This is a genomic window from Thioclava sp. L04-15 (genome assembly GCF_002020275.1).
Taxonomy (GTDB): domain Bacteria; phylum Pseudomonadota; class Alphaproteobacteria; order Rhodobacterales; family Rhodobacteraceae; genus Thioclava; species Thioclava marina.
Window position 1 is genome coordinate 540547 of record NZ_MPZW01000001.1, and the last position, 23090, is coordinate 563636.

The window sequence follows — 23090 nt, forward strand, 5'->3', positions numbered from 1 at the left end:
GTGAGCGCGCAGGGGCTTGTTTTTCGATCAGTGAAGGTTCTGCGAGAAGTCCATGGAGACCACCTGGTTATTGATCCCGTCGATCTCAAGCACCGGCCCCATCGCGGTCATGTCCACCCCCACACGCCCCGCCCAACGCGGCCAGTTCGCGTTGAGAAGCGTGAGCGCCGAACGCGCACCCAGGCGACGCGCGGCATTGCCGATCTCCATCACCAGCTTGGCGTGGACGCGGCGGCGCATCGCGGCGGGCACATCATGAGCCACGAAAAGGCGCGAGCTTTCCCAGACCGTCTCGGCAACGGGTGCCTCATCATAGAGAAGGTTCGACGGGATGGTGTCGAGCAGGCCACGCTGTGCATCGCGGATCATGTAGGTGTAGATGCCGCATTTGGTGGTGGTGGGCGTCAGACGGTTGCCTGCGAGCACCTTGCCCAACTCGTCATGGACGACGACCCAGCGGCTTGCGGGGGTGTCGTACTGGTCGTATTCCATGCCCATCGCTTCGGGCAGATCCCATTTGTTGTGGACGATGAAAAGTTCTCGCCGAGCGCGAAGCATGTTCGCGAACAGCTCGCCATGGTTGTGGAAATTGGTGAACGAAAGCGTGGTGGTCTGCATGTCTTCCTCCTGCAGGGTTGGTTGGTCAAATCAGCCGTGCGGAGGGCGACAGCCACTAGAGCAGTCGAAAGTCCTTGGCGCGCTGGATGGCTTCGGCCGTAGTCCGGGCCATCAGCCTTGTTCGCGCAGAATTCAGACGCGCCTTTAGAGCGCTCTCAGAAATCCCCAGTTTTGCGGCTGCTGCCGCGTGTCGGTCGCCCCCAGCAACACAGCGCAAAGCCTCGATCTGAGCCTTCGTGAGCTCCTCGGGAGGTTCGGTCATCTCGTGCAATTCGTGCACGATCTTCTCGAACGTACCGATCTCTTCGTCGAGGAATTCCCGATCATCGCGGGCAAAGCTCGCGATCGTTCGGGACCGGATTGGTCCACAAGAGACCGTGACCCCATATACGAGGCCATATTTCCGGGCTTCATCGAAGAGGTGGAACGGATCCGGCAGGCGCGGGTCGCTCCACCGGATTGCTCCGGTCTCGCTAAACCCCCACGCGGTCATCGGGTCGCGCAGCACATATCCTTTCTCGGTGTAATGATCCAGCCAGGCCTTGTCGTAGGTCTGGTAGGTCATCAACGGAGCCGTGAAGCGGATATGCAACCCGACGAAAAAGCCGCGCGGAGCCATACGGCCCAACTCTCTCAGCTTCAAATCGATTCTGCTCTGTATCGACATACCTTTTTTAGACATGTTGAAAAAAATTCGGTCAACTTAAAAGTGTTAACCGGTTTTACGGTTTCCGTCGGGGAACCGCGGCGAAGGGAATAATCTGACGAGCGCGCCGGTGCTCGAGAACGAATCTGACGCGTCAATGGCAGACTGTCAGGCAAGAAGGGCAAAATGAGGGCGAAATGAAAAAATCCCGCCCTTTCGGACGGGATTTTGAAGTCTTTCGTCAACCTCTAGGGTCGGCGTGAGGATCAATCCTCGGCGGCCTCTTCGGCTTCGACGCGCGCCTTGTCGGCAGCGCCTTTGGCGGCCGGGTCACGATCGACGAATTCGATGATCGCCATCGGCGCCATGTCGCCATAGCGGAAGCCGGCTTTCAGAACGCGAACATAACCGCCCTGACGCTCGGCGTAGCGCGGGCCGAGCACGTCGAACAGCTTCGAAACGTACTGGTCCTGCTTGAGCTGCGCCGCAGCCTGACGGCGGGCGTGCAGGTCGCCGCGCTTGGCGAGCGTGACCAGCTTCTCGATGATCGGACGGAGTTCTTTTGCCTTCGGCAGGGTCGTCTTGATCTGCTCGTGCTCGATCAGCGAGCCTGCCATGTTGGCGAAGAGCGCCTTGCGGTGCTCATGGGTACGGTTGAGGCGGCGGTAGCCACGTGCGTGACGCATTGTCATTCTCCAATCTTGCGTTTTGCTTTGTCAGGCCGGCGATGCGTGTCACCGGCTCACCTTGGGGCCTCTCGACCCAGATCTTCCCCGGCAGCCCGGGCATTTGTGAGGGGCGTTTATCCAACGCCCCTCAAATCGTCAATCAGAACTGGTCTTCGAAACGCTTGGCCAGATCTTCGATGTTCTCCGGCGGCCAGTCTTCGACTTCCATGCCGAGGTGCAGGCCCATGCCCGAGAGCACTTCCTTGATCTCGTTGAGCGACTTGCGGCCGAAGTTCGGAGTGCGGAGCATCTCGGCTTCGGTCTTCTGGATCAGGTCGCCGATATAGACGATGTTGTCGTTCTTCAGGCAGTTCGCCGAACGCACCGAAAGCTCGAGCTCGTCGACCTTCTTCAGCAGCAGCGGGTTGAACTCGAGACCGTCGTCCGCGTCCTGCTTCGAGGCAGATTCCGGCTCTTCGAAGTTCACGAAGATCGACAGCTGGTCCTGGAGGATGCGGGCAGCGAAGGCCACCGCGTCTTCCGCCGAGATCGAACCGTCGGTTTCGACCTTCATGGTCAGCTTGTCATAGTCGAGCACCTGACCTTCGCGGGTCGGCTGCACTTCATAGGCGACTTTCTTCACCGGCGAGTAGATCGCGTCGACCGGGATCAGGCCGATCGGCGCATCCTCGGGACGGTTCTTGTCGGCGGCGACATAGCCCTTGCCGGTGTTCACGGTCAGCTCCATGAACAGGTCGGCGCCGTCGTCGAGGTGGCAAACCACGTGATCCTTGTTCAGGACCTCGATGCCGGCGGTCTCGGTGATGTCACCGGCGGTGACGACGCCCGGACCCTTGGCAGAGATCGAGAGACGCTTCGGCCCTTCGACATCCATGCGCAGCGCGACGCCCTTGAGGTTCAGGACGATGTCGGTGACGTCTTCACGCACACCGGCGACCGAGGAGAACTCGTGCAGCACGTTGTCGATCTGAACGCTGGTGATCGCGGCGCCCTGGAGCGACGAGAGCAGTACGCGACGCAGCGCGTTGCCGAGCGTCAGGCCGAAGCCGCGCTCGAGCGGTTCGGCGACGATAGTCGCCTGGCGCAGCGGGTCGTTGCCGGGCTTGATTTCAAGCTGCGTCGGCTTGATGAGTTCGGCCCAATTCTTGTGGATCATGCGTTTGCCTCCATACCAGTCCCAGACCCATGCCCAATGTCGGGGACGCCCGAGGATAAAACCGAAAAATGCGGCAGGGCCGCGCGGGAAATCCGCACGGCCCGACCGTCGTAATCTAGATCAGACGCGGCGACGCTTCGGCGGGCGGCAGCCGTTGTGAGCGATCGGAGTCACGTCACGGATCGAGGTGACGGTGAGACCGACAGCAGCCAGCGCGCGCAGCGCCGATTCACGACCCGAACCGGGGCCCTGAACTTCGACGTCCACGGTGCGCAGACCGTGTTCCTGAGCCTTCTTGGCCGCATCTTCTGCAGCCATCTGGGCGGCATAGGGGGTCGACTTACGCGAACCCTTGAAGCCCATCGTGCCAGCCGACGACCACGAGATCGCATTGCCCTGCACGTCCGAGATCAGGATCTTGGTGTTGTTGAACGAGGAGTTCACATGAACGACGCCAGCGGCGATGTTCTTGCGTTCCTTGCGCTTAGCGCGAACCTTATCACGAGCCATTGTTCCTGCCTCCCCTTACTTCTTCTTGCCGGCGATCGGCTTGGCCGGGCCCTTGCGGGTACGGGCGTTGGTATGGGTGCGCTGACCGCGCACGGGCAGGTTGCGGCGATGACGCAGGCCACGGTAGCAGCCGAGATCCATCAGGCGCTTGATGTTCATCTGAACTTCACGGCGCAGGTCGCCTTCGACGGTGTGGTTGGCGTCGATGTATTCGCGGATCGCGAGCACTTCGGCATCCGAAAGCTCGTTCACGCGGCGGGTCTGGTCGATGCCGGTGGCTTCGCAGATCTGCTTGGCCGAGTGGGGACCGATCCCGGTGATGTAGGTGAGTGCGATCGGGACGCGTTTCCCGGTCGGAATGTTGACGCCAGCAATACGTGCCAAAGCGCTTATCCTTTCGTTGCGAGCCCGTAACCCCAGGCCCTTTTTTCACAACACAAGGCCCGAAACTGGCGCTTCGGGCCCGCGACTGCTTCCCGTCGGGGAATCTTCCGTAAACGGAAACGATTCTCAGAAGAGACGCCGTGACCTAGAGGGAAACGCCCTCCGGGTCAAGACTTGATTCACGATTGCGAGACGCCGTCGAGAATTCGAGCGATCTCGCCCGCCACGTCCTCGATCTCGGCGAGACCGTCGACGGTCGAAAGATCTCCCGCGTGATAGTAGTAGCCGATCAGCGGAGAGGTCTTCTTGTAGTACTCCATCAGGCGGGTACGCAGGCTGTCCTCGTTGTCGTCGGCACGGCGCTTGACATCCGTGCTGCCGCATTTGGCGCATTTGCCATCGGCAGGCCAGGGCTTGGTCTGGTCGTGATAGACCTCGCCGCAACCGCCGCAGGTCGAGCGGCCGGTGATGCGCGAGACGAGTGCCTCGTCATCGACCTGCATCTCGATCACCGCGTCGAGCTTGGCGCCCATCTTCGCGAGCAGTTCCCCCAGCGCGTCGGCTTGCGCCAGCGTGCGCGGGAACCCGTCGAAGATGAAGCCTTCGCCGCCACCGGACAGTTTCTCTTCGATCAGACCGATCACGATCTCATCGGTCACGAGTTGGCCCTTGGCCATGACTTCCGCGACGCGGTTGCCCATCTCGGTGCCCGAGTCCTTGGCCTCGCGCAGCATGTCCCCGGTGGAGAGCTGGACCATGCCACGCTCTTCGACGAGACGGCGGGCCTGCGTGCCTTTACCGGCGCCGGGCGGGCCGAGGAGGATGATATTCGCCATGATGGATCCTTCCCGAGATCAGGTTTCGGTTAGCGACGCGCGGGCGGCTTGCGCGGCCCCTTCTTCTTCGAACGGCCCCGCAGCTGCGAGCGCTCGATCAGGCCTTCATACTGATGGGCCAGAAGATGCGACTGGATCTGGTTGATCGTATCCATCGACACGGTCACCACGATCAGCACCGAGGTGCCGCCGAAATAGAACGGGATCGACAGCTGCGAGCGCAGGATCTCGGGCAGGAGGCAGACAGCGGCGAGATAGGCCGCACCGATCACCAGCACTCGGCTGACGACGTAGTCGAGGTAATCCTCGGTCTTCTTGCCGGGACGAATACCGGGCACGAAGCCGCCTTGGTTCTTCAGGTTGTCCGCCACCTCGTCCGATTTGAACGAAACGTTCGCCGTGTAGAAATAGGCGAAGAAGACGATCATCGCGACGTAGAACAGCAGGTAGAGCGGCTGACCGGGACCGAAATAGGCAAGGATCGTCGACATCACCGGACCGGTATTCTGGCCCGAGAAGGTCGCGATCGTGGTCGGCAGCAGCAGCAGCGAAGAGGCGAAGATCGCCGGGATCACGCCCGCCGGGTTCACCTTGATCGGCAGGTGCGAAGAGCCACCGTCATAGACCTTCATCCCCACCTGACGGCGCGGATACTGGATATGGATCTTGCGCAGCGCGCGCTCCATGAAGACCACGAAGGTGATCACGAGCGCGATCATCACGATCACGCCAAGGATCACCGGGGTCGAGATCGCACCGGCGCGGCCCTGCTCGAGGAAGCGGGCGAGGGCTGCGGGGATCTCGGCAACGATGCCGACGAAGATGATCAGCGAGATGCCGTTGCCGATGCCGCGTGCGGTGATCTGCTCACCGATCCACATCAGGAACATGGTGCCGCCGACGAGGGTGATGACCACAGCCGCGATGAAGAACAGGCCCGGATCATGGGCGAGATCGCCCTTCTCGAGCGACACGGCCAGACCCCAGGCCTGGAAGGTCGCGAGCGCAACGGTCGAGTAGCGCGTGATCTGGTTGATCTTCTTGCGGCCCTGCTCGCCCTCTTTCTTCATCTGCTCAAGAGCCGGAACGAGCGCGGTCAGAAGCTGGATGATGATCGAGGCGGAGATATAGGGCATGATGCCGAGCGCGAAGACACCCATGCGGCCCAGTGCGCCGCCGGTGAACATCGAGAGGACGCCGCCCAGGCCCGAGCCCGCGCTTTGCATGAACTCGCGCAGCGCCTGCGCATCGATGCCCGGAACCGGAATATAGGTGCCGAGGCGGTAGATGATCAGCAAACCGATGGTGAAGAAGATGCGCTGGCGCAGCTCTGTGGCCTTGCCAAGGGCGTCCCAGCTCAGGTTCGCCGCCATTTGCTCTGCAGCAGATGCCATATGCTCGTCTCTTTCATGTAAAGCGCCGCCCAACCGGTTCCCGGTCGGCGGCGCCTAGAAAACCTTCGCCTATGTAATCGGGCCGGAGCCCGCTCACAACAGCTTATTCAGCAGCCTGCGCCACCGTGATCGAGCCGCCAGCCTTCTCGACAGCCTCGATGGCCGACTTCGAAGCGCCGGTGACGTTGAGCGTCACTTTCGACTTGATGTCGCCCTTGGCGAGAACACGCACGCCATCGAGCTTGCGGCGAACCACACCGGCCGCGACCAGCGCGTCTTCGGTGATCTCGGCTTTCGCGTCGAGCTTGCCGGCTTCGATGAAGGTCTCGATCTGACCGAGGTTCACGACGTTGAACTTCTTCGCGTTCGGCTTGGTGAAGCCACGCTTCGGAAGACGACGGTAGAGCGGCATCTGGCCGCCTTCGTAACCGTTCAGGGCCACGCCCGAACGCGATTTCTGACCTTTGATACCACGGCCAGCCATCTTGCCCTTGCCCGAGCCCGGACCGCGAGCAACGCGTTTCTGTTTCTTGGCAGCGCCGGGATTGTCGCGCAGTTCGTTGAGTTTCATATCGCTTCTCCTTGCCGGAGCACCTTCCCGAAGCGAGTGCGGAAGGGACACGGCTTTTCTTGGTTGATTCTGATGCGGCCTCGCGGCCACCGGGGGCGTATAGAGCGTTTGTCCGCGCCTTGCAACTCCTGCCTGCACAGGCCGCGCGGGCCGTTGCGCGCCGTTGCGCACGCAGCCCCAACCCTTTCCTAAGCGCCGCTTTGCACGATTGCCGCAACGCCGAAATCCTTATCCAGAAGCGGAGCCAGACGATGACCAATCCTTTCCACAACCGCGCGCCTTCTCTCTCGGGCCCCGCCCTCGACATCGTGCCTGTGACGCCCGATGACGCGACCGATCTGCCGACGGTGGCGGTGGCGCTTTATGTCGAGACCGGGGGCGTGGTGAGCTTCGTCACCGCGAAGGGCAATGCGCGCTCGGTCGCGGTCGCCGATTTCACCATCCTGCCCGTCGGCGCCGAGCGCGTGCTGGCAACCGGCACCACGGCCACGGGCATCCACGCGCTGACGGTGGTGTGATGCTGGGCTTCGGTATCAACACGTTGACGCAGGCCGGGCGTCGGCGGGCGGCTGGCTGGTCGCCCGCCGCACTCGCGCCGATTGCCTGGTACGAGCCCGCGGACCGAGCGACGCTGTTCCAGGACGCGGCGATGACGGTGCCGGTGCTCGTCGATGGCGATCCGGTCGGGGCGATGCGCGACAAGTCGGGCCAGGGGCGCGACCTGATCCAGAGCATCGATGCACGCCGCCCGCTCTATCGCACCGATGGCGCGTCGCATTGGCTCGAATATGACGGGATCGACGACGCGCTGAGCGTCGTGCAACTGCCCTTCACCACCGAGGCCACGGTGGGCCTGGCCTTCTCGGTCCAGTCCAATGCCAGCGGCTACCCGCCGGTTCTGCGCAACGGCACGGCGGCGACGGATGGCTCGGGGCGCCAGCCGATGATCTATCTCGACGCCAACGCCCCGCAGGTGGTCAAGACCTGGTGGGGCAATCGCGGGCTTGCGGTGACCCTGCCCGCGCAGGTGACGCAAATGGGGCCGCTCTCGCTGGTCAGCTCGATCTCGGGCGGCGCGGCGCAGATGCGCATCGGCACACTGAGCGCAAGCACAACGGGCGTCAGCATGGCCCCGGACATGAGCGGAAATTTCGCCCTCGGCATGGCAGGTTTCGTCGGTCGGATCTATGGCGTGGTGATCTGCGCCACCGAGCAGCCGCCCGAAGCGCGCGATGCGCTGGCCGCGCATCTGGATGCGCTGTCGCGGGGATAAGACTCAATCGCCGAAGAACCAGACGCCCCCGCAGCAAGCCGTTGCGGGGGCTTTTTCGTGCCATACACACGCGAAGGTTGCATTTTGTCACACCTCGCCGCAGGATCGACGGCAGAGCCCCGGGCCAAGAGGAGGGCGCACCATGCCGATCGCTCTGACGGCCTACGCTCTGACCCTGATCGTCGCCCTGACGAGCCTGGTCTTGCTTTATCGCGCAGGAATGCTGAGCGCGGTGGCGATGCTCCTTTATCTCTGCGTCCTGCTGCTGATCCGGCCGTTGACGCTCTTTTCCGGTCTGGATATGCCACAACCGGCGAATGCCTTTGACGATGTGGCGCTCGACGCGGCGTTAGCACTGCTTGCGGCGCTACTCTGGATCGGGCTCTTCACACTTTGCGCACTGGCGATGCGCGCCTATCTGCCCCGGCTGGGCGCAGCACTTCTTCCCCGTCCGGTCAGCACCCCCGACCCCGCGCGTTTGCGCCTGTTCGCGGCGGGGCTGGCACTCCTCACAGGCGCGATCACGGCGGGGTTCGTCCTTCAGTCGGGGTCGCCCGGCGCCTTTATCTACAAGGTGAAGGTCGCGCGCGAGATGTCGGGGCTTTTCCTCTTTCTCCATCTCGCGGTGCTCAGCCTGATGTTGAGCCTCTACGGACTGCTTGAGGAGATCCGCCGGGCCGAGACCCCAGCCCGCCGCCGCTCTGCCTTCCTCTTTTACGCGCCGCTGTTACTCATAGCGATGGGGACGAGCTTTGCCTGGGGCAACCGAGGCAATATCGCCTATATCCTGATCGCGGGCGCGCTGTCCTGGCATGTGCTGATCGCACCGCTGCGGCCAATACGCGTGCTGATCGGTGCCGCGATCCTGTTTGTCGCGCTTTTCGCGATGGGCAACCTGCGCGAGGCGCGGCTCGAAGCTCTCACCGGCACGCCCTATTCCGAGCGCAGCCTGACACGCAGCCTCTCGAACTCGCTGCACCTCGCGGAATTCGACGCGCTCAGCCTCGCGATCAAGGATGCGGGCAGCCGCTACGAATTGCGCGAGGGCGCCGATTTCCGCAACGGGATCCTCGCCATGGTGCCGCGCCAGATCCTGCCCGAACGCCAGATCTTCAATGTCGGCGGCTGGTTCCGGCAGGTCTACGAACCCGGCAAGGTCAATGGCTGGCCCGTCACGGTGATCGGCGACTGGTTCGTCAATTTCGGCTGGATCGGTGTGGTATTGGGCGCAGCGCTCTCGGGCGCGGTCGCGGGGCTATTCGACAGCGCCTACAGCCGGGTACGCAGCCGGACATGGGACGCGGTGCTAGCCCCCGCGCTCGGCATCCTGATCCTCAAGGGTGGGGTCGGAACGGGAGCGCCCCAGCAGATCGTGCTGACGTTGATCCCGCTTGCCATCCTGTCGCTGGCGCTTCGCCTGCGCGGGAAAACTGGCCGAGCCAGCGCGCGATGGCGGTCCGGGGAAGTGTGACGCTCAGGGGCGCGCCCTGTGCGATCCGCGCCGCGATCTCGACCTCGGGCGCATCGCGCGCGATCACCGGCAGGCCGGTATCGCGGGCGATCTCGGCCGCACGGTTGTCGATCGACAGGATAAGCGCGCGCCGTCCCTTTTGCAGTGCCCGGATGCCGCCATGCAGCCGGTTGCCGACATAATCGAGCCCCCGGCCGCTTGCGAGAAGCGCATCATAGGCCTCGAGTGTGGGCGCGAGGATCTCGGCTCGGCCTTGCGTTAACTGTGTGACATAATCGAGATCGTCGATCCCCTGCGGCCAGACATGGACCTTGCGATAGCTCCGCGCGAGCAGATCGAAGATACGTGCGTCGGCCGGGGACGGTTTTCGCATCGTGAAGGTGGTGACGACCTCCTCGGCCCTGGTTTGCGGGATGTGGGAGAGGGGCTCGGGCTCCAGCCCCCACATCGTGACACAAGCAGTCACCTCGACGTTCTCGATCCCTGCCTGCGCGAGCATCTCCTTGGTGTGACTGTCGCGCACCGAATGGACCGCTTCGCGTGACAGCAGCCGCCGCAGCATCGCCGCCGTCATCGCACTGGGCGGGCGCTCGTAATCGCGCCAGCCCGCGGCGAGCAGCACCAGTTTGTTCACCAGCGCCAAGTCGCGCAGCCCGACCCGCCACCCCCGATCAAAAAGCAGCCGCGAGGTCAGCAGGTTGCTCCCCGCGACGATCGCATGATCGGCCTGCCGGATCAGCCGGTGCGAGCGAATGCCCATGCGTTCATGCGTCGGCAGATGCGTCAGGAAGTGATCCGGCAGCGCCTGACGGATCCAGTGGCGCGCGGCCTGCGAGATGATCTCGTCGCCCGCGTTGCGCGTGGCGATGGCCGGGTCGAGGATCGCCACGGCGCGGCGCGGGGCAAAGAATGCGTCAGACACGGGCGGGCTCCTTTGAGAGGCAGGACGTGGTCGGGCGCAACAGCGCAATAAGCAGCGCCAGCTGCGCGCTCGAGACGATCAGCAGAGCAAGGGCCACTCCTTCGAGCCCGGCAATTTGCGCCCCCGCCACCGCACCACTGAGGATCGCGAGCATGACCCCGAACCGCAAGCCCGCGAGGCAGGCAAAGCGACGCTGCGCGACGAGCCCGGTCTGCAGCGCCGCAATCGGCAGGCGCAGTGCCAGAACGCCCGCCATCAGAGTGAGAAGCCGGGTTTCAGCCGCGAAACCGGGACCGAAGACGAGGTTGAGAAGCGGGCCGCCGAAGAGCGCGGCAATCACCAGAGCCGCGCAGCCAAGCGCCGCGAGCCCCCCGGCAAAACGCGCCAGCATCCGGCCGAACGCACCCTGCCCTTCGCGGTTCGCGCGGGCAAGCCGCATCGCCATCGCCTGGCTCAGCGCGGCGGCGAAGGCGGTGCCGAGCACCAGCACGTAGCCGACCGCCGTATAGATCCCGGCCAGCGCCAGAGGCAGCAGCGCCCCGACGATCAGCCTTGGCGCAGCGGTTCCGATTTCGCCCAGCAGCATCGCGAGGCCGAGCGCCCGGGTCTCGCGCAGCAACGCCACGAGCCGCGTGCGCGTGAAATCGGGACGCAAGCGAACGAAGCGCGCGGCCTGTGGCAGATCATGTCCCAGCGCTACCGCAGCCCACGCGACCGCCTGCCCCGCGACAGCCAGCGCCACCGATCCGCTCGCAAGAATGACTGCGACAAAGGCCGACAGTCCCGCGAGCCCACGCAGCGCAAGCGAGCGCGCAACCGAGTCCATCCGCCCCGCCGACTGAAAGGCGCCATAGCTCAGATCGCTGAGCGCATCGGCACCGCGCGCCAGCGCCACCATCACGAGGATCGCACCCAGCGCCGGGTCGCGCAGCCCCAAAGCCAGTGCCGCCACCGCCATCACCGCGAGCGCGGCCACCGTCGTCAGCCCGCGCAGCCCCAAATACACCCCGAAGCGCGCGCGGCCCTCGGCATCGGTCGCGAGCCCCATACGCAGGCCCAGCCCCACAGCGAGGAAGGTGATCGAGGCCAGCGACACCGCGATGCCATAGCGCCCGACATCCTCGAGCGGCGCCAGCCGCGCCAGCGCCACGACCAGCCCGGCCTGCGCCAGAAGAAATGTCCCCTGCCCCAACAGCGACCAGCCCAGATCCGAGCGGATCGAGTTCATCGCCGCCGGGACGGAGAGGGACGACCGCGCCGCCACCTTTACTCCGCCGTCTTGCTGATCGAGGCGCTCAGCATCCTCGGCATGATCGCGTTGACCACGTTGCTCCAATGCGTGACCTTCTGCGCCGCGACGAAAACCACGTCATTGGGGCGCAGCTCGAACCGGGTCGCAAGCAAGAGCCCCGCCGCATTGCCCGCATCGAGATGCCAGGCGGTGACCTGCCCCTGAGGTTCGGGCACCTCCGCCGCCCGCAGCACGTAGATCTGACGCGGGTCGGCGGTCTGGGTGAAGATCCCGCCCGCCTCGTCGAACAGCGCATCGGCAAGCGAGGCGGTCTGACCGAAGGGGAGCGCATAGCGGCTCTGTTTGGGCAACTCGCCCGCGATATAGACATAGTCGCGCTTCTCCGCGCCCAGCTCCAGCCGCGCGGCGAAGCTCTCGCGTTTCTCTTTCAGCGCGGCGCGGCGCAGCTCGACCTGCGTCGCTAGCATTTTCATCTCACTCTCCCGGTAGGCGCCGAGCTTGAGCTGCTGTTCGAAATAGGCCGCCGCCTTGTCGAGATCATATTCCGAGCCGACAAAAACGCTATCGCCCGAGGCAAGCCGGACCCTCTGCGCACCGGAGCGCTTGTAGAGATCGACGAGCGGGATCTGGTAGAGTTTTCCCGCTCGGAAAATCCGCACCAGCGCATAATCGGGATCGGAGCCGCGCACCCCGCCGCGCTCGGCCAGCGCCTCATCGAGATAAAGCGGGCTCAGCCCGATCGCGATCACGCCGGGATCGGCGACCGCCCCCCCAATAGTGACCTTCTGCGAATGGAACTCCGCCAGTTCGACCGAGAAATTCGGGTTCGCGTTCTTGTCGAGGAACTGCCGAAAGAGCGCGGCCTCGGCCTCTTCGATCGTCATGCCCGCGATCTCGACGCGCCCGATACCCGGAATCGAGATCGTCCCGTCATCCTGCACCGTGTAGCCCTGCCGCGCGTTCTGCGCCGCGAGCAGGCCCGAAAGTTCCTCCACGCTCGAGCCGGTCTTCGGCGTGGCAAGCAGCACTACGTCACCGACCCCGATCCGGTAGCTGCCCGGGCTGGCGGGCGGAGGCAGGAGTGTCGCGAGTTGCGCCGGACGCGCGGGCCGGTCAATTGCCGGGGCTGGCGCGCCCCCCGTTCTGCGCAGCCCCTCGCCGCCCGCGCTCTGGACGAAATAGGCCGGCAGCGCACGCGGCGAATAGCCCGCGCCATTGGCCTCCAGCACGGCTTGCGGGGTGATTTCGCGCACCGTCACATCGCCTTGCGCGCTTTGCCCGGGCATCACCGCGCTCTTGTTATAGACCACGCCGCAGCCCGGCAACATCAAGACAAGGGCCAGTATCGGCCCGCGCCAAAGCTCTGCTTTCCAATCCCTCATTTGCCCCTGCCTCATTCTCTTTTTTATCTTTGACCGGCGCGGGCGCTCACTGCCCGGTCCGGGCCAGCACCACCGCGACGGTGCGTAGCAAGATCCCCAGATCGTGCAGCAGCGAGCAGCGCATGAAATACCAGACATCGAAGGCCACCCGCGCCTCGTAGGAGACCGCGTTGCGCCCCGAGACCTGCCAGAGCCCGGTCATCCCCGGACGTTGCGCCTCGTAGATGGGACGGAACCGCCCGTAGAAGCTCAGTTCCTCGCGCATCACGGGGCGGGGACCGACGAGGCTCATCTCTCCGCGCCACACGTTCCAGAGTTGCGGCAGTTCGTCGAGGCTGGTGGCGCGCAGGAACCGCCCGAGCCGGGTCACCCGCGGATCGTTGTCGAGCTTGCGGGCGCATTGCCATTGCGCAGCCGCCGCCGCGTCCTGCCCCAGATGATCCGCTAGTCTCAGCTCGGCATCGGGGACCATGGTGCGCAGCTTCCAGCAGCGGAAGCTGCGCCCGCCACGCCCGACCCGGCGATGCGCGTAAAACCCTGCCGCCCCGTCGCGGCGCACCGCGAGCCAGAGCAACCCGATCACCGGGAGCACGATCGGTGCAAGCAGAAGAACGCCGACCAGATCGAACAGCCGTTTGCCAATACGGAAATAGACAGGACGCCAGCCGCCCGGAGCGGCAAGCCCCGGCGGTACCGGGATGGCATCCTGAGTATAGAAGCCTTGCACATCGAAGGTGCTCATCAGCCTCTCCTCGCCCAGAACACCCCTGCCCCACGGTAGCGAGTCCCGTTCACGAAGCGGCCTGTCCCCGGCCATTTCGTTCACAAGAAGTTTATCCATTGCGAAATTTCGTGAGCCGGTCAACTATAAGTTGTCGCAAGGCCTATTTTTCCGTTTTGAGTTGCGCCCTCAGAGTCCATTTCCGCGCGGAGACCCCGTTGAAGAAGTTTCAGATCCCTCGCGCCTCCGGCCATTCAAGCCGCCCCTCCCCTTCCGATACCGAGACCGTCGATCCGCTGGTAACGCTTGCGATGCTGGCGCGGGGCTGGCGGGTGATCCTCGCGGCACTCGCGCTCGCGCTGGTGGCTGCGGGGCTCTATCTTACGATGCTCGCCACACCGCGCTACGTGGCGCGCGCAACGGTGATCCTCGACACCCATCGCGCCGAGGTCGTCGACTTCAACGGGGTGGTCGACGGAATTCGCGGCGATGCGGATGAACTCAACAGCGAGGTCGAGGTGCTTCGCTCGCGAGGCTTGCTCAACCGGGTCGTCGAAGCGCTTGATCTTGTGCAGGACCCGGAGTTCAACCCCCGCCTTGCATCGCCCTCGTGGCTCGATCGCGGGCTTTCGCTCCTGCGCCCCGCGCGGCCCGATGCCTCGCCACAGCAGATCCGCGATGCGACCACGACCGCGCTGATCGACGCGCTCAAGGTCCGCAACCTGCCCTCGAGCTACGTCTTCGAGATCGCCGTCACCTCCGAAGATCCCGCGAAGGCCGCCCGGATCGCGGATACGATCGCGCGGCTCTACATCCGCAACCAGATCGAGGTGAAGTTCGAGGCGACCGAGACCGCGACGAGCTGGCTGACCGAACGGGTCGGCATGCTCAAGCAGGAGCTGGAGACCGCCGAGGGGCGGGTGAAGACCTTCAACACGCAAAGCCCGCTGATCTCGGCCACAGCCCTTGGCGCGCTGGAAGTTCAGCTCAAGGACATCCGCGACAGGCTGAGCCGGATCCGGCATGAACGCGACGCCCGCGAGACCTATCTCGGGGCGCTGAGCGAGGCGCAGGGCGCAGGTGACAAGCGCGCCGCCGCCGCCGATCCCGCACTCGACCGGATCGCGCCCGACGATCAAGCCGGTTTCGATGCCCGCTTCGCCGCGCTCGTTGCGCAGGCCGAGGCCGACCTGCTGCGCGCCGAGGATCAGATCGCGGCGCTCGAAACCTCGGAAGTGGCGCTTCAGGGGCAGATTTCCCGGCAGGGCGAGGACATGATCGAACTGCAACAGCTCTCGCGCGAGGCCGAGGCGAGCCGGATGGTCTATGAGTTCTTCCTCAACCGCCTCAAGGAAACCTCTGCGCAAAACGGCATCCAGCAGGCGGATGCACGCATTCTCTCGCAAGCGGTGATCCCCGATCACCCCGCGAGCCCGCGCAGGGGGCTGGTGCTGGGACTTGCCGCCGCGATCGGGATCGTGGCGGGGATCGCTCTGGTCGCCGCCCGCGAGTTGCGCAACACCGCCTTCCGCACCGCGCGCGAACTCGAGGCTGCGAGCCACACGCTGGTGATGGGACAGATCCCGCTTCTGCGCGCCCATGCGCGCCCCGAGATGCTGCGCTTCCTGCTCGACTCGCCCGGCTCGCCCGCGATGGAGGCGGTGCGCAACCTGCGCACTTCGCTGATGCTCGCCAATGTCGATGCGCCGCCGCGCGTCATCCTGACAACCTCGGCTCTGCCCGGCGAGGGCAAGACCACCACCGCGATCGCGTTGGCGGTGAACCTCGCGGCCTCGGGCAAGGCGGTCCTGCTGGTCGAGGGCGATCTGCGCCGCCACACCCTAGGCGAGTACTTCCCCGGTCTGGCGGGTGGAGCGGGGCTCGCCTCTGTTCTCTCGGGGCAGGTGGAGCTGGAAGAGGCCGTGCAACACGACGCGCAAAGCGGCCTGTCGCTGCTGATCGGTGACGAAAGCACGGCGAATGGCGCCGATCTCTTTGCTTCGGCCACCTATCGCCATTTCCTCGAGGAAGCGCGCGGCCATTACGACCATGTCATCATCGACACCCCCCCGGTGCTGATCGTCCCCGACGCCCGCATTCAGGCGCAGGCTGCCGATGCGGTTCTCTTCGCCGTGCGCTGGAACGCGACCACGCAGGGACAGCTCGACGAGGCGCTGCGCATGTTCGAGACGGTGAACCGGCCCGTGACGGGATTGGTGCTGACGCAAGTCGACATGGCAAAGATGCGCCGCTATGCGCAGGACCGTTCCGACCTGCGCTATGGCAGCTATGCCGCTTACGGGGTAGCCGAATAGGGATGGGCGCTTGACCTTCCTCCCCGGCCCTCGCTACTGCGGAGGCAGGCGAAAGCGAAGGGCAGCAGACATGACGCGCATCCTGATCACCGGCACCGCTGGGTTCATCGGCTATCACCTGGCAAAGCTGCTCCTCGACGAGGGCTTCCGGGTGCATGGCTATGACGGGATGACCGACTATTACGACGTGGCCCTCAAACAGCGCCGCCACGCGATGCTGCTGCAGAACCCGAATTTCACCGCGACCGAGGGGATGCTCGAAGATCTCGAGACCTTCGACGCGATGGCGGATGACTTCAAACCCGAAATCATCGTCCATCTCGCGGCGCAAGCCGGCGTGCGTTACAGCCTCGAACAGCCCCGCGCCTATGTCGACGCGAATGTCGTGGGCACGTTCAACGTGATGGAGGCCGCCCGGCGCCACGCGGTTCAGCACCTGCTGATGGCCTCGACTTCGTCGGTCTACGGCGCCAACGAGGACATGCCCTATGCCGAGACCGACAAGGCCGACACGCAGCTGACGATCTATGCGGCGACCAAGAAAGCGACCGAGTCGATGGGCCATTCCTATGCCCATCTGTGGAATATCCCCACCACCATGTTCCGCTTCTTCACCGTTTACGGCCCCTGGGGGCGGCCCGACATGGCGCTTTTCAAATTCACCGACGCGATCCTCGATGGCCGCCCGATCGACATCTACAATCACGGCGAGATGTATCGCGACTTCACCTATGTCGAAGACCTCGTGCGCGGCATCCGCCTGCTGATCGACGCGATCCCCGAGCGTCCCGCTTCACGCGACGACATCGCCGAGGGCGACAGCCTCTCGCCCGTGGCCCCCTACCGGATCGTCAATATCGGCAACTCGGACAAGGTGAAGCTCCTCGATTTCGTCGATGCGCTGGAGGCCGAGCTGGGTCGCCCCGCGATCCGCAATTACATGGAGATGCAGAAAGGCGACGTGCCCGCGACATGGGCGGATGCCTCGCTGCTGCAACGCCTGACCGGCTACCGCCCGCAAACGGATGTGCGCGACGGGATCGCGAAATTCGTGGCGTGGTTCCGCGACTATTACGGGAAATGACGCCCTGCCCCCTTGCAGCGACGTGGCAAGAGGCTAGATCGCGGCTTTGACGCGAAACCTCGCCCTTCTTCGGAGACCTCCCATGACGCTCAGCCCCCGCCACGCGCGGGCCGTGATCCTGTCGCTGGCCCTTGGCACCTTCGGTATCGGTGTGATCGAGTTCGCCACGATGGGGCTGCTACCCTATTACGCCGCCGATTTCGGCGTGAGCGAGGCGCAGGCGGGCCACGCGATCTCGGCCTATGCGCTTGGCGTGGTGATCGGTGCGCCGGTGCTCGCGGTGGTCGGGGCGAAGATCCCGCGCAAACAGTTCCTGATCGGCTTGATGGGCTTTTACGCGGTGGCAAATCTGCTTGCGGGTTTTGCGCCGAACATGGATGCATTCATGATCGCGCGCTTCGCATCGGGCCTCCCGCATGGCGCCTATTTCGGGATGGCGATGCTCTTTGCCGCCGACCTGATGCCGAAGGGCAAACGCGCGCAGGGCGTGGCCTGGGTGATCACGGGGCTGACGGTCGCCAATGTCGTGGGCGTGCCGCTGGCGGGCGCGATCGGGCAGAATTTCGGCTGGCGCTGGGGATTTGCGATCGTCGCAGTGATCTGCGGGCTCTCGGCGGCGATGATCTGGCGCGTCGCCCCGGTCACGCCGCGTGATCCGAACGCAAGCCCGATGCGCGAGCTGGGCGCGTTGGCCAACCGCTCGGTCTGGCTGACGCTGCTGGTCGGATCGGTCGGTTTCGGCGGCATCTTCGCGGTCTATTCCTACCTGTCGGCCGCGATGATCGACACCCAAGCCGGACCGGCCTGGACGATCCCGGTCGCGCTCTCGGCCTTCGGGGTGGGCGGCACGATCGGCAACATGATCGCGGGAAAGCTCTCGGACTGGTCGCGGTTCGGCGCGGGGTTCATCCTGCTGTGCGGGATGTTCGTGATGGTGCTGCTCTATACGGTCACCATCGGCAACTGGGTCGCAATGTCTCTCGCGATGGTGGCGCTCGGCTCGACGGCCGGGATGGTGATCCCGATGCAGGTGCGCCTGATGGAGGTCGCGGGCGATGCCCAGACGCTCGCCGCAGCCCTCAACCATGCCGCCTTCAACCTCGCCAATGCGATCGGGCCGTTCCTTGCCGGGATCGCGCTTGCGCACGGCTTCGGTTGGGAAGCGACCGGCTATGTCGGCGCGGGGCTCGCGCTAGCGGGGCTCATGTTCCTCGGCATAGCCTGGCTCGACAGCCGCCGTCCGACGGCCTCCCTCGCCTGAACCGGCCCAGCTGATCCGACCGCTCCGACAAAAAGCGCGCGCGCCCCAAAGGACGCGCGCAGACCGGACTGGCCGGAGGAGCAGAGGGAAAGGCTCTGTACGAGTGAACGGAACGTATCGCCACACCCCGTTCGCCGGACGGTCCGGGTCGTCTCAGTAGTGGTGCTCATGCTCCGAGGTTTTCCCCCGGAAGACGTAATAGGCATAGGCCGTGTAGCCGAGAATGATCGGCAGGAAGATCACCGCACCGACAAGGATGAACCCCTGCGAGATCGGGGGCGTCGCGGCTTCCCGGATCGTGATCGACATCGGCACGATATAGGGGAAGATCGACAGGCCCAGCCCCGCGAAACACAGCACGAAGATCGCGATCCCCGAGAGATAGGCCACCACGCCGCGATCCGTGCGGATCCCCTTCCAGTAGCCATAGCCCGCCGCCAGAAGCAGGAGCGGGACGACACCACTCAGGATGATCCCCGGCCAGGCGAACCAGCGCTGGAAATACTCGGGGTGCAGGAAGGGCGTCGCGAGCGAGGCCAGCCCGATGAAACCGAGCGTCGCGACCAGCGCCCCCTGCCCGATCCGGCGCGCGAGATCATAAAGGTCATGCGAGGTCTTGATCACCAGCCAGGCCGCACCGAGCATCACATAACCCGCCACCAACGCCAGCGCCGTGCCCAACGAGAAAAAGCTCACCCAGTCGAGCGGGCCGCCGGTGAAGGCGCGCCCGGTGACCTCGGGGCCGCGCAGCAGACCGCCTAGGATTGCGCCCTGCGCCAGTGTCGCCACCAGCGAGCCGCCGAAGAAGGCCTTGTCCCAGAGCGGTTTCCAGCGCCGGGTCTTGCCGCGGAACTCGAAAGCCACGCCGCGGAAGGCCAACGCCAGCAGCATGATGATGATCGGCACGTAAAGCGCGTTCAGGATCACCCCATAGGCCAGCGGGAAAACGGCAAGCAGCCCCCCGCCCCCCATCACCAGCCAGGTCTCGTTGCCATCCCAGACCGGCGCGACAGAGTTCATCGCGCGGGTCCGGTTCTCGTCCGAACCGAGGAAGGGGAAGAGGATGCCGATGCCAAGGTCGAACCCGTCGAGCACGACATAGGTCATGATGGCAAAGGCGATGATCGCGGCCCAGATATCGGGCAGGTAATGGGCGAAGCCGCTCATGCGTGGGCCTCCTCTTTGTCGGTGGTGACGTCCTTGGCGAGCATCGCGCCCGCCACGCCCGCGGCGCGCTGCGGCGTGTTCTCGACCGGTTCGGCGCCTTCGGGGCCGCGCTTCATCAGCCGCCCGAGGTAGAAGATCCCCGAGCCGAAGAGGAAGGCATAGACCAGCACGAAGCCGATCAGGCCCGCCCAAGCCGCCGTGTGGCTCAGGTTCGACACGGACTCGGCCGTCGTGAAATGGCCATAGACCGTGTAAGGCTGGCGGCCGAATTCGGTGGTGAACCAGCCCATGATGATCGCGAGGAACCCGCCCGGCGCGAAGACCAGCGCCACCTTGTGATAGAGCCCCGGCTCGTGCAGGCGTTTTCTCCACATCAGCCAGCCCCCCCAGAGCCCGATCGCGGCGAAGGCGAAACCAAGCCCCACCATGATCCGGAACGTGAAGAACACGATCGTCATCGGCGGACGCTCATCCTTCGGGAAATCGCCCAGACCGGGTACCTCGCCATCGAGCGAGTGGGTCAGGATCAGCGACGAGGCATAGGGGATTTCGATCTTGTAATCAGTGCTCTCCGTCTTGTCGTTCGGGATACCGAACAGGATCAGCCCAGCGCCCTTGCTCGTCTCCCAGTGACCTTCCATCGCGGCGATCTTCGCGGGTTGATGCTCGAGCGTGTTGAGCCCGTGCTGATCGCCCGCAAGGATCTGGATCGGCGCGGTCACGAGGATCATCGCCACCGCCATGCGGAACATCACGCGCACCGCGTCATCCGCCGTGCCCTTGATGTGATGCCAGGCGCCGACACCGGCCACGACAAGCGCCGTGGTCAGGTAGGCCGCCAGCACCATATGCACGAAGCGATAGGGCAGCGAGGGGTTGAAGATGATCTCCCACCAGTCCTTCGGTATGAACTGCCCGACATCGTTCATCGCGAAGCCCGCGGGCGTCTGCATCCAGCTATTGACCGAGAGAATCCAGAAGGCCGAGAGCAACGTGCCGAACGCGACCATCGCCACCGCGAACATGTAGATCCACTTGTTCACCCGGTTGCGGCCGAACAGCGTGATCCCGAGGAAACCCGCCTCGAGGAAGAAGGCCGTCATCACCTCGTAGCCCATCAGCGGCCCGATCACCGGCCCCGCCTTGTCGGAGAAATGCGCGAAGTTCAGACCGAACTCGTAGGACATCACGACGCCCGAGACGACGCCCATCCCGAAGACCACCGCGAAGATGTGTTTCCAGAACTCGAAAATCCTGAGGAAGACCTCTTTTCCGGTGATCATCCTGAGCGCTTCGAGCACCATCAGGAAGCTCGCCGTGCCGATCGAGAAAGCTGGGAAAACGATATGTGCCGAGACGACGAAGGCGAATTGCGCCCTTGCCAGATCGAGTGTCGGTATGTCGAAAATACTCATGTCCGTCCGCGTTTCTGCTATGGTTGAGGGGCGAGCTAGACTACGCAGTGGTTACGGCAACCGACGGGCCGTGGTTCACCTTGTCGCACTGTGGCGGCTTGTCGCAGACCCAATGAAACAAGCCCGCGCGACAGGTCGCACGGGCTCTCAACGTTCATTGGGTTTTGGGCGCTCAGGCCGCCTGTTTCAGGTCAACTCGCGACGGGATGAACTCTCCGTGAAGCGCCTTGATGACGGGCTTCAGATCGTCGCGTTCGAGCACGAATTGCACGTCCACGTTGCGCGGTCCCTGAGTCGCGCCGAGGCTTTCCATACCCGCATTGGCGATCGCCTGCAGGCCCCGGGTCAGCACCGAAAGACCCTTCAGATCGCGCCCGATGACCGAGGCCATCGCGAGCATCCGCGCCGAGACCTCGGCCGAGGGATAGAGCTTGTTGAGGTCTTTCTCGACCTTCTGCAGCACCTCGATCGGGGCATCGACATAATGGGTGATGGTGTTCGCGTTCGACGCCTTCGAGATGATGCGCACGTCGTGGCGCGTCAGCACTTCGAGGATCGCCGCGTCATAGCCCTTCACGCCGACCATATCCTGTTCGAACACCTCGAGCGCGATGATCTCGAGCCCGGTCACCATCTCGACGGCGGCCTTGTCGGCGGGCTTGTCGTCGATCAGCGTGCCCGGATCGCCCGGATCGAAGGCATTGGTCACACGCAGCGGCACATCGGCCTGGCGCAGTGTCTTGGCGGCTTTCGGGTGGATCGCCTCCATGCCCATGTTCGACATCTGGTCGGCCACGTCATAGTTCGTATGGCCCAGCTTGCGCACCTTGCCTTCGCCCACCAGTTTCGGGTCGGCAGAGGAGAGGTGGAATTCCTTGTGGATGATCGCCTCGCGCGCGCCGGTGAGGGCCGCAAGCTTGGAGAAGGTCACCTCGGAATAGCCACGGTCGAACTCGCGCATCAACCCTTCGGCGCATTGCGCATAGCCCGTCACGATCGGCATCTCGGTTGCGGGATCGACGTCTTTCATCGCCCCCAGGATCCGGCCTTCGAGGTCGTGATCGGTCTCGTCGCGCCAGCCAGACAGATCGACCAACCGCGCGTTGACGCCATTGCGTTGAAGCAGGAGCGTGGTGACGAAGGCCGAATGCGCCTCGCCCAGACCCGAAAGCAACTCGCGGATCTGCAGCATGTGCTCGGAAAGACGGAAATGCCCGTAAGAGCAAAGCCGCTGCAGGTCGATCAGGCAGTTGCGCGCGCCCTCGATGCGCTCGCGCACGAATTCGCTGGCCTGCGCGATATCGCCCGGATGCTTGAGCACTTTCTCATGGGCCGCGATCATCGCGGCCGAGACGCGGCTGAGCGCCTCGTGCCAGCCGTGGTCGCTGTCGGCCTTGGCGAATTGCGCATAGACCCCCGCCTCGCCCGACTTCTTGTGTTCGAGCAGGAGATTGGTGATGCCGCCGAAGGCCGAGACGACGAAGATACGGTTGTAAAGATCGGCGTCCTTGCGTTTGCCGATGAAGAGCGTGTCGAGCAGTTCGTCGACGCGGCTCATCGAGGTGCCGCCGATCTTTTCGACTGTATGGGCAGGTTGGGTCAATTTGGCCCCCTTACGAATTTTCGAGTTCCTCGGCCGGCGCGTAGGAGCCATCCTCGCGGTGCACTTCCTTGCCGGTCACCGGCGGGTTGAAGCAGCAGGCCATGACGAGATCTTCGTCGCCCGCAACGAGGCGGTGATGGTCATGCAGGTTCAGCGCATACATCACGCCCGGCTTGATCTCGTGGCGGGTGCCGTTGTCGAGCTCGGTGATGTGGCCATTGCCCGAGATGCAGTAGACGCTCTCGAAATGGTGCTTGTAGTGGAAGGTATGGTCAGAACCCGCCTTCAGCGTGGTGATGTGAAAGCTGAAGCCCATGTTGTCATCGGCCAGCAGCATCCGCACGCTGGTCCATTCCTCGTTGGAAACGGCGCGGTCGGTGTTTTTCAGTTCATTGAAGTCGCGAACGATCATTGTCGTCT

The 23090-nt window shown here is 64.3% G+C and carries 22 protein-coding genes and 1 pseudogene; 6 read left to right on the plus strand and 17 right to left on the minus strand.

Going from position 1 to position 23090, the window contains the following annotated elements; translation table 11 throughout:
- Positions 1-27 precede the first annotated feature (27 nt).
- From BMI90_RS02680 to rplO, 9 genes are all read right to left on the minus strand, one after another.
- On the minus strand, positions 28-618 hold the full coding sequence (locus BMI90_RS02680; protein WP_078525689.1) for an acyl-homoserine-lactone synthase: 591 nt from the start codon (positions 616-618) through the stop codon (positions 28-30).
- A 55-nt stretch (positions 619-673) separates the two neighbouring features.
- Entirely contained in the window at positions 674-1285 is a 612-nt protein-coding gene (locus BMI90_RS02685) for an autoinducer binding domain-containing protein (protein ID WP_078525691.1), read from the minus strand.
- A gap of 245 nt (positions 1286-1530) precedes the next feature.
- Complete coding sequence (rplQ, locus tag BMI90_RS02690) at positions 1531-1950, minus strand: 50S ribosomal protein L17 (RefSeq protein WP_078527180.1); 420 nt, start codon at positions 1948-1950, stop codon at positions 1531-1533.
- A 142-nt stretch (positions 1951-2092) separates the two neighbouring features.
- A complete protein-coding gene (locus tag BMI90_RS02695; protein ID WP_078525693.1) occupies positions 2093-3109 on the minus strand; it encodes a DNA-directed RNA polymerase subunit alpha in 1017 nt (338 codons plus the stop codon).
- 120 nt (positions 3110-3229) lie between these two features.
- Entirely contained in the window at positions 3230-3619 is a 390-nt protein-coding gene (gene rpsK / locus BMI90_RS02700; protein ID WP_038076914.1) for a 30S ribosomal protein S11, read from the minus strand.
- A gap of 15 nt (positions 3620-3634) precedes the next feature.
- Positions 3635-4003 (minus strand): 30S ribosomal protein S13, encoded by a 369-nt coding sequence (rpsM, locus tag BMI90_RS02705; protein WP_038076913.1) that lies wholly within the window; start codon positions 4001-4003, stop codon positions 3635-3637.
- Positions 4004-4182: 179 nt separating this feature from the next.
- Complete coding sequence (locus BMI90_RS02710; protein ID WP_078525695.1) at positions 4183-4839, minus strand: adenylate kinase; 657 nt, start codon at positions 4837-4839, stop codon at positions 4183-4185.
- A 29-nt stretch (positions 4840-4868) separates the two neighbouring features.
- The gene (gene secY / locus BMI90_RS02715; RefSeq protein WP_078525697.1) at positions 4869-6233 is read right to left on the minus strand and encodes a preprotein translocase subunit SecY; all 1365 of its coding nucleotides are present in this window, start codon (positions 6231-6233) and stop codon (positions 4869-4871) included.
- Between the two features lie 103 nt (positions 6234-6336).
- The gene (gene rplO / locus BMI90_RS02720; RefSeq protein ID WP_078525699.1) at positions 6337-6804 is read right to left on the minus strand and encodes a 50S ribosomal protein L15; all 468 of its coding nucleotides are present in this window, start codon (positions 6802-6804) and stop codon (positions 6337-6339) included.
- Positions 6805-7055: 251 nt separating this feature from the next.
- Here rplO and BMI90_RS02725 point away from each other — a divergent pair, with 251 nt between their 5' ends.
- From BMI90_RS02725 to BMI90_RS19115, 3 genes are all read left to right on the plus strand, one after another.
- Positions 7056-7322 carry a hypothetical protein gene (locus BMI90_RS02725; protein ID WP_078525701.1) on the plus strand — a complete coding sequence of 89 codons (267 nt, stop codon included), beginning with the start codon at positions 7056-7058 and terminating at the stop codon, positions 7320-7322.
- Entirely contained in the window at positions 7322-8077 is a 756-nt protein-coding gene (locus tag BMI90_RS02730; protein WP_078525703.1) for a hypothetical protein, read from the plus strand. Before BMI90_RS02725 ends, BMI90_RS02730 begins: the two co-directional genes overlap by 1 nt.
- 142 nt (positions 8078-8219) lie before the next feature.
- Complete coding sequence (locus BMI90_RS19115; RefSeq protein ID WP_168172708.1) at positions 8220-9548, plus strand: O-antigen polymerase; 1329 nt, start codon at positions 8220-8222, stop codon at positions 9546-9548.
- Positions 9549-9663: 115 nt separating this feature from the next.
- Here the strand turns inward: BMI90_RS19115 and BMI90_RS18925 are convergent.
- From BMI90_RS18925 to BMI90_RS02755, 4 genes and pseudogenes are all read right to left on the minus strand, one after another.
- Positions 9664-10470, minus strand: a pseudogene (locus BMI90_RS18925) (polysaccharide pyruvyl transferase family protein); the annotation flags it as partial.
- Entirely contained in the window at positions 10463-11806 is a 1344-nt protein-coding gene (locus BMI90_RS02745) for a lipopolysaccharide biosynthesis protein (RefSeq protein ID WP_146671193.1), read from the minus strand. The gene BMI90_RS02745 and the pseudogene BMI90_RS18925, both read right to left, overlap by 8 nt.
- Positions 11737-13104 carry a polysaccharide biosynthesis/export family protein gene (locus BMI90_RS02750; RefSeq protein ID WP_210401910.1) on the minus strand — a complete coding sequence of 456 codons (1368 nt, stop codon included), beginning with the start codon at positions 13102-13104 and terminating at the stop codon, positions 11737-11739. The genes BMI90_RS02745 and BMI90_RS02750 overlap by 70 nt, the downstream gene beginning before the upstream one ends.
- Positions 13105-13150: 46 nt before the next feature.
- The gene (locus tag BMI90_RS02755) at positions 13151-13846 is read right to left on the minus strand and encodes a sugar transferase (protein WP_078525711.1); all 696 of its coding nucleotides are present in this window, start codon (positions 13844-13846) and stop codon (positions 13151-13153) included.
- A gap of 197 nt (positions 13847-14043) precedes the next feature.
- On the opposite strand from BMI90_RS02755, the gene BMI90_RS02760 reads away from it, so the two are divergent.
- The 3 genes from BMI90_RS02760 to BMI90_RS02770 all read left to right on the plus strand — a co-directional run bounded on the left by BMI90_RS02760 (position 14044) and on the right by BMI90_RS02770 (position 18485).
- Positions 14044-16140 (plus strand): polysaccharide biosynthesis tyrosine autokinase, encoded by a 2097-nt coding sequence (locus tag BMI90_RS02760; RefSeq protein ID WP_078525713.1) that lies wholly within the window; start codon positions 14044-14046, stop codon positions 16138-16140.
- A 70-nt stretch (positions 16141-16210) separates the two neighbouring features.
- Positions 16211-17224, plus strand: coding sequence for an NAD-dependent epimerase/dehydratase family protein (locus BMI90_RS02765; protein WP_078525715.1), 1014 nt, complete (start codon positions 16211-16213; stop codon positions 17222-17224).
- A gap of 82 nt (positions 17225-17306) precedes the next feature.
- A complete protein-coding gene (locus BMI90_RS02770) occupies positions 17307-18485 on the plus strand; it encodes an MFS transporter (RefSeq protein WP_078525717.1) in 1179 nt (392 codons plus the stop codon).
- 153 nt (positions 18486-18638) lie between these two features.
- Here BMI90_RS02770 and cydB read toward each other — a convergent pair whose 3' ends face one another.
- The 4 genes from cydB to BMI90_RS02790 all read right to left on the minus strand — a co-directional run bounded on the left by cydB (position 18639) and on the right by BMI90_RS02790 (position 23082).
- Positions 18639-19652: a cytochrome d ubiquinol oxidase subunit II gene (cydB, locus tag BMI90_RS02775; RefSeq protein WP_078525719.1), complete on the minus strand. Its 1014-nt coding sequence runs from the start codon at positions 19650-19652 to the stop codon at positions 18639-18641.
- The gene (locus tag BMI90_RS02780) at positions 19649-21067 is read right to left on the minus strand and encodes a cytochrome ubiquinol oxidase subunit I (RefSeq protein ID WP_078525732.1); all 1419 of its coding nucleotides are present in this window, start codon (positions 21065-21067) and stop codon (positions 19649-19651) included. Before BMI90_RS02780 ends, cydB begins: the two co-directional genes overlap by 4 nt.
- A gap of 172 nt (positions 21068-21239) precedes the next feature.
- A complete protein-coding gene (locus tag BMI90_RS02785) occupies positions 21240-22670 on the minus strand; it encodes an aspartate kinase (protein WP_281491806.1) in 1431 nt (476 codons plus the stop codon).
- A 10-nt stretch (positions 22671-22680) separates the two neighbouring features.
- On the minus strand, positions 22681-23082 hold the full coding sequence (locus tag BMI90_RS02790) for an ectoine synthase (RefSeq protein WP_078525739.1): 402 nt from the start codon (positions 23080-23082) through the stop codon (positions 22681-22683).
- Between the last annotated feature and the right edge of the window lie 8 nt (positions 23083-23090).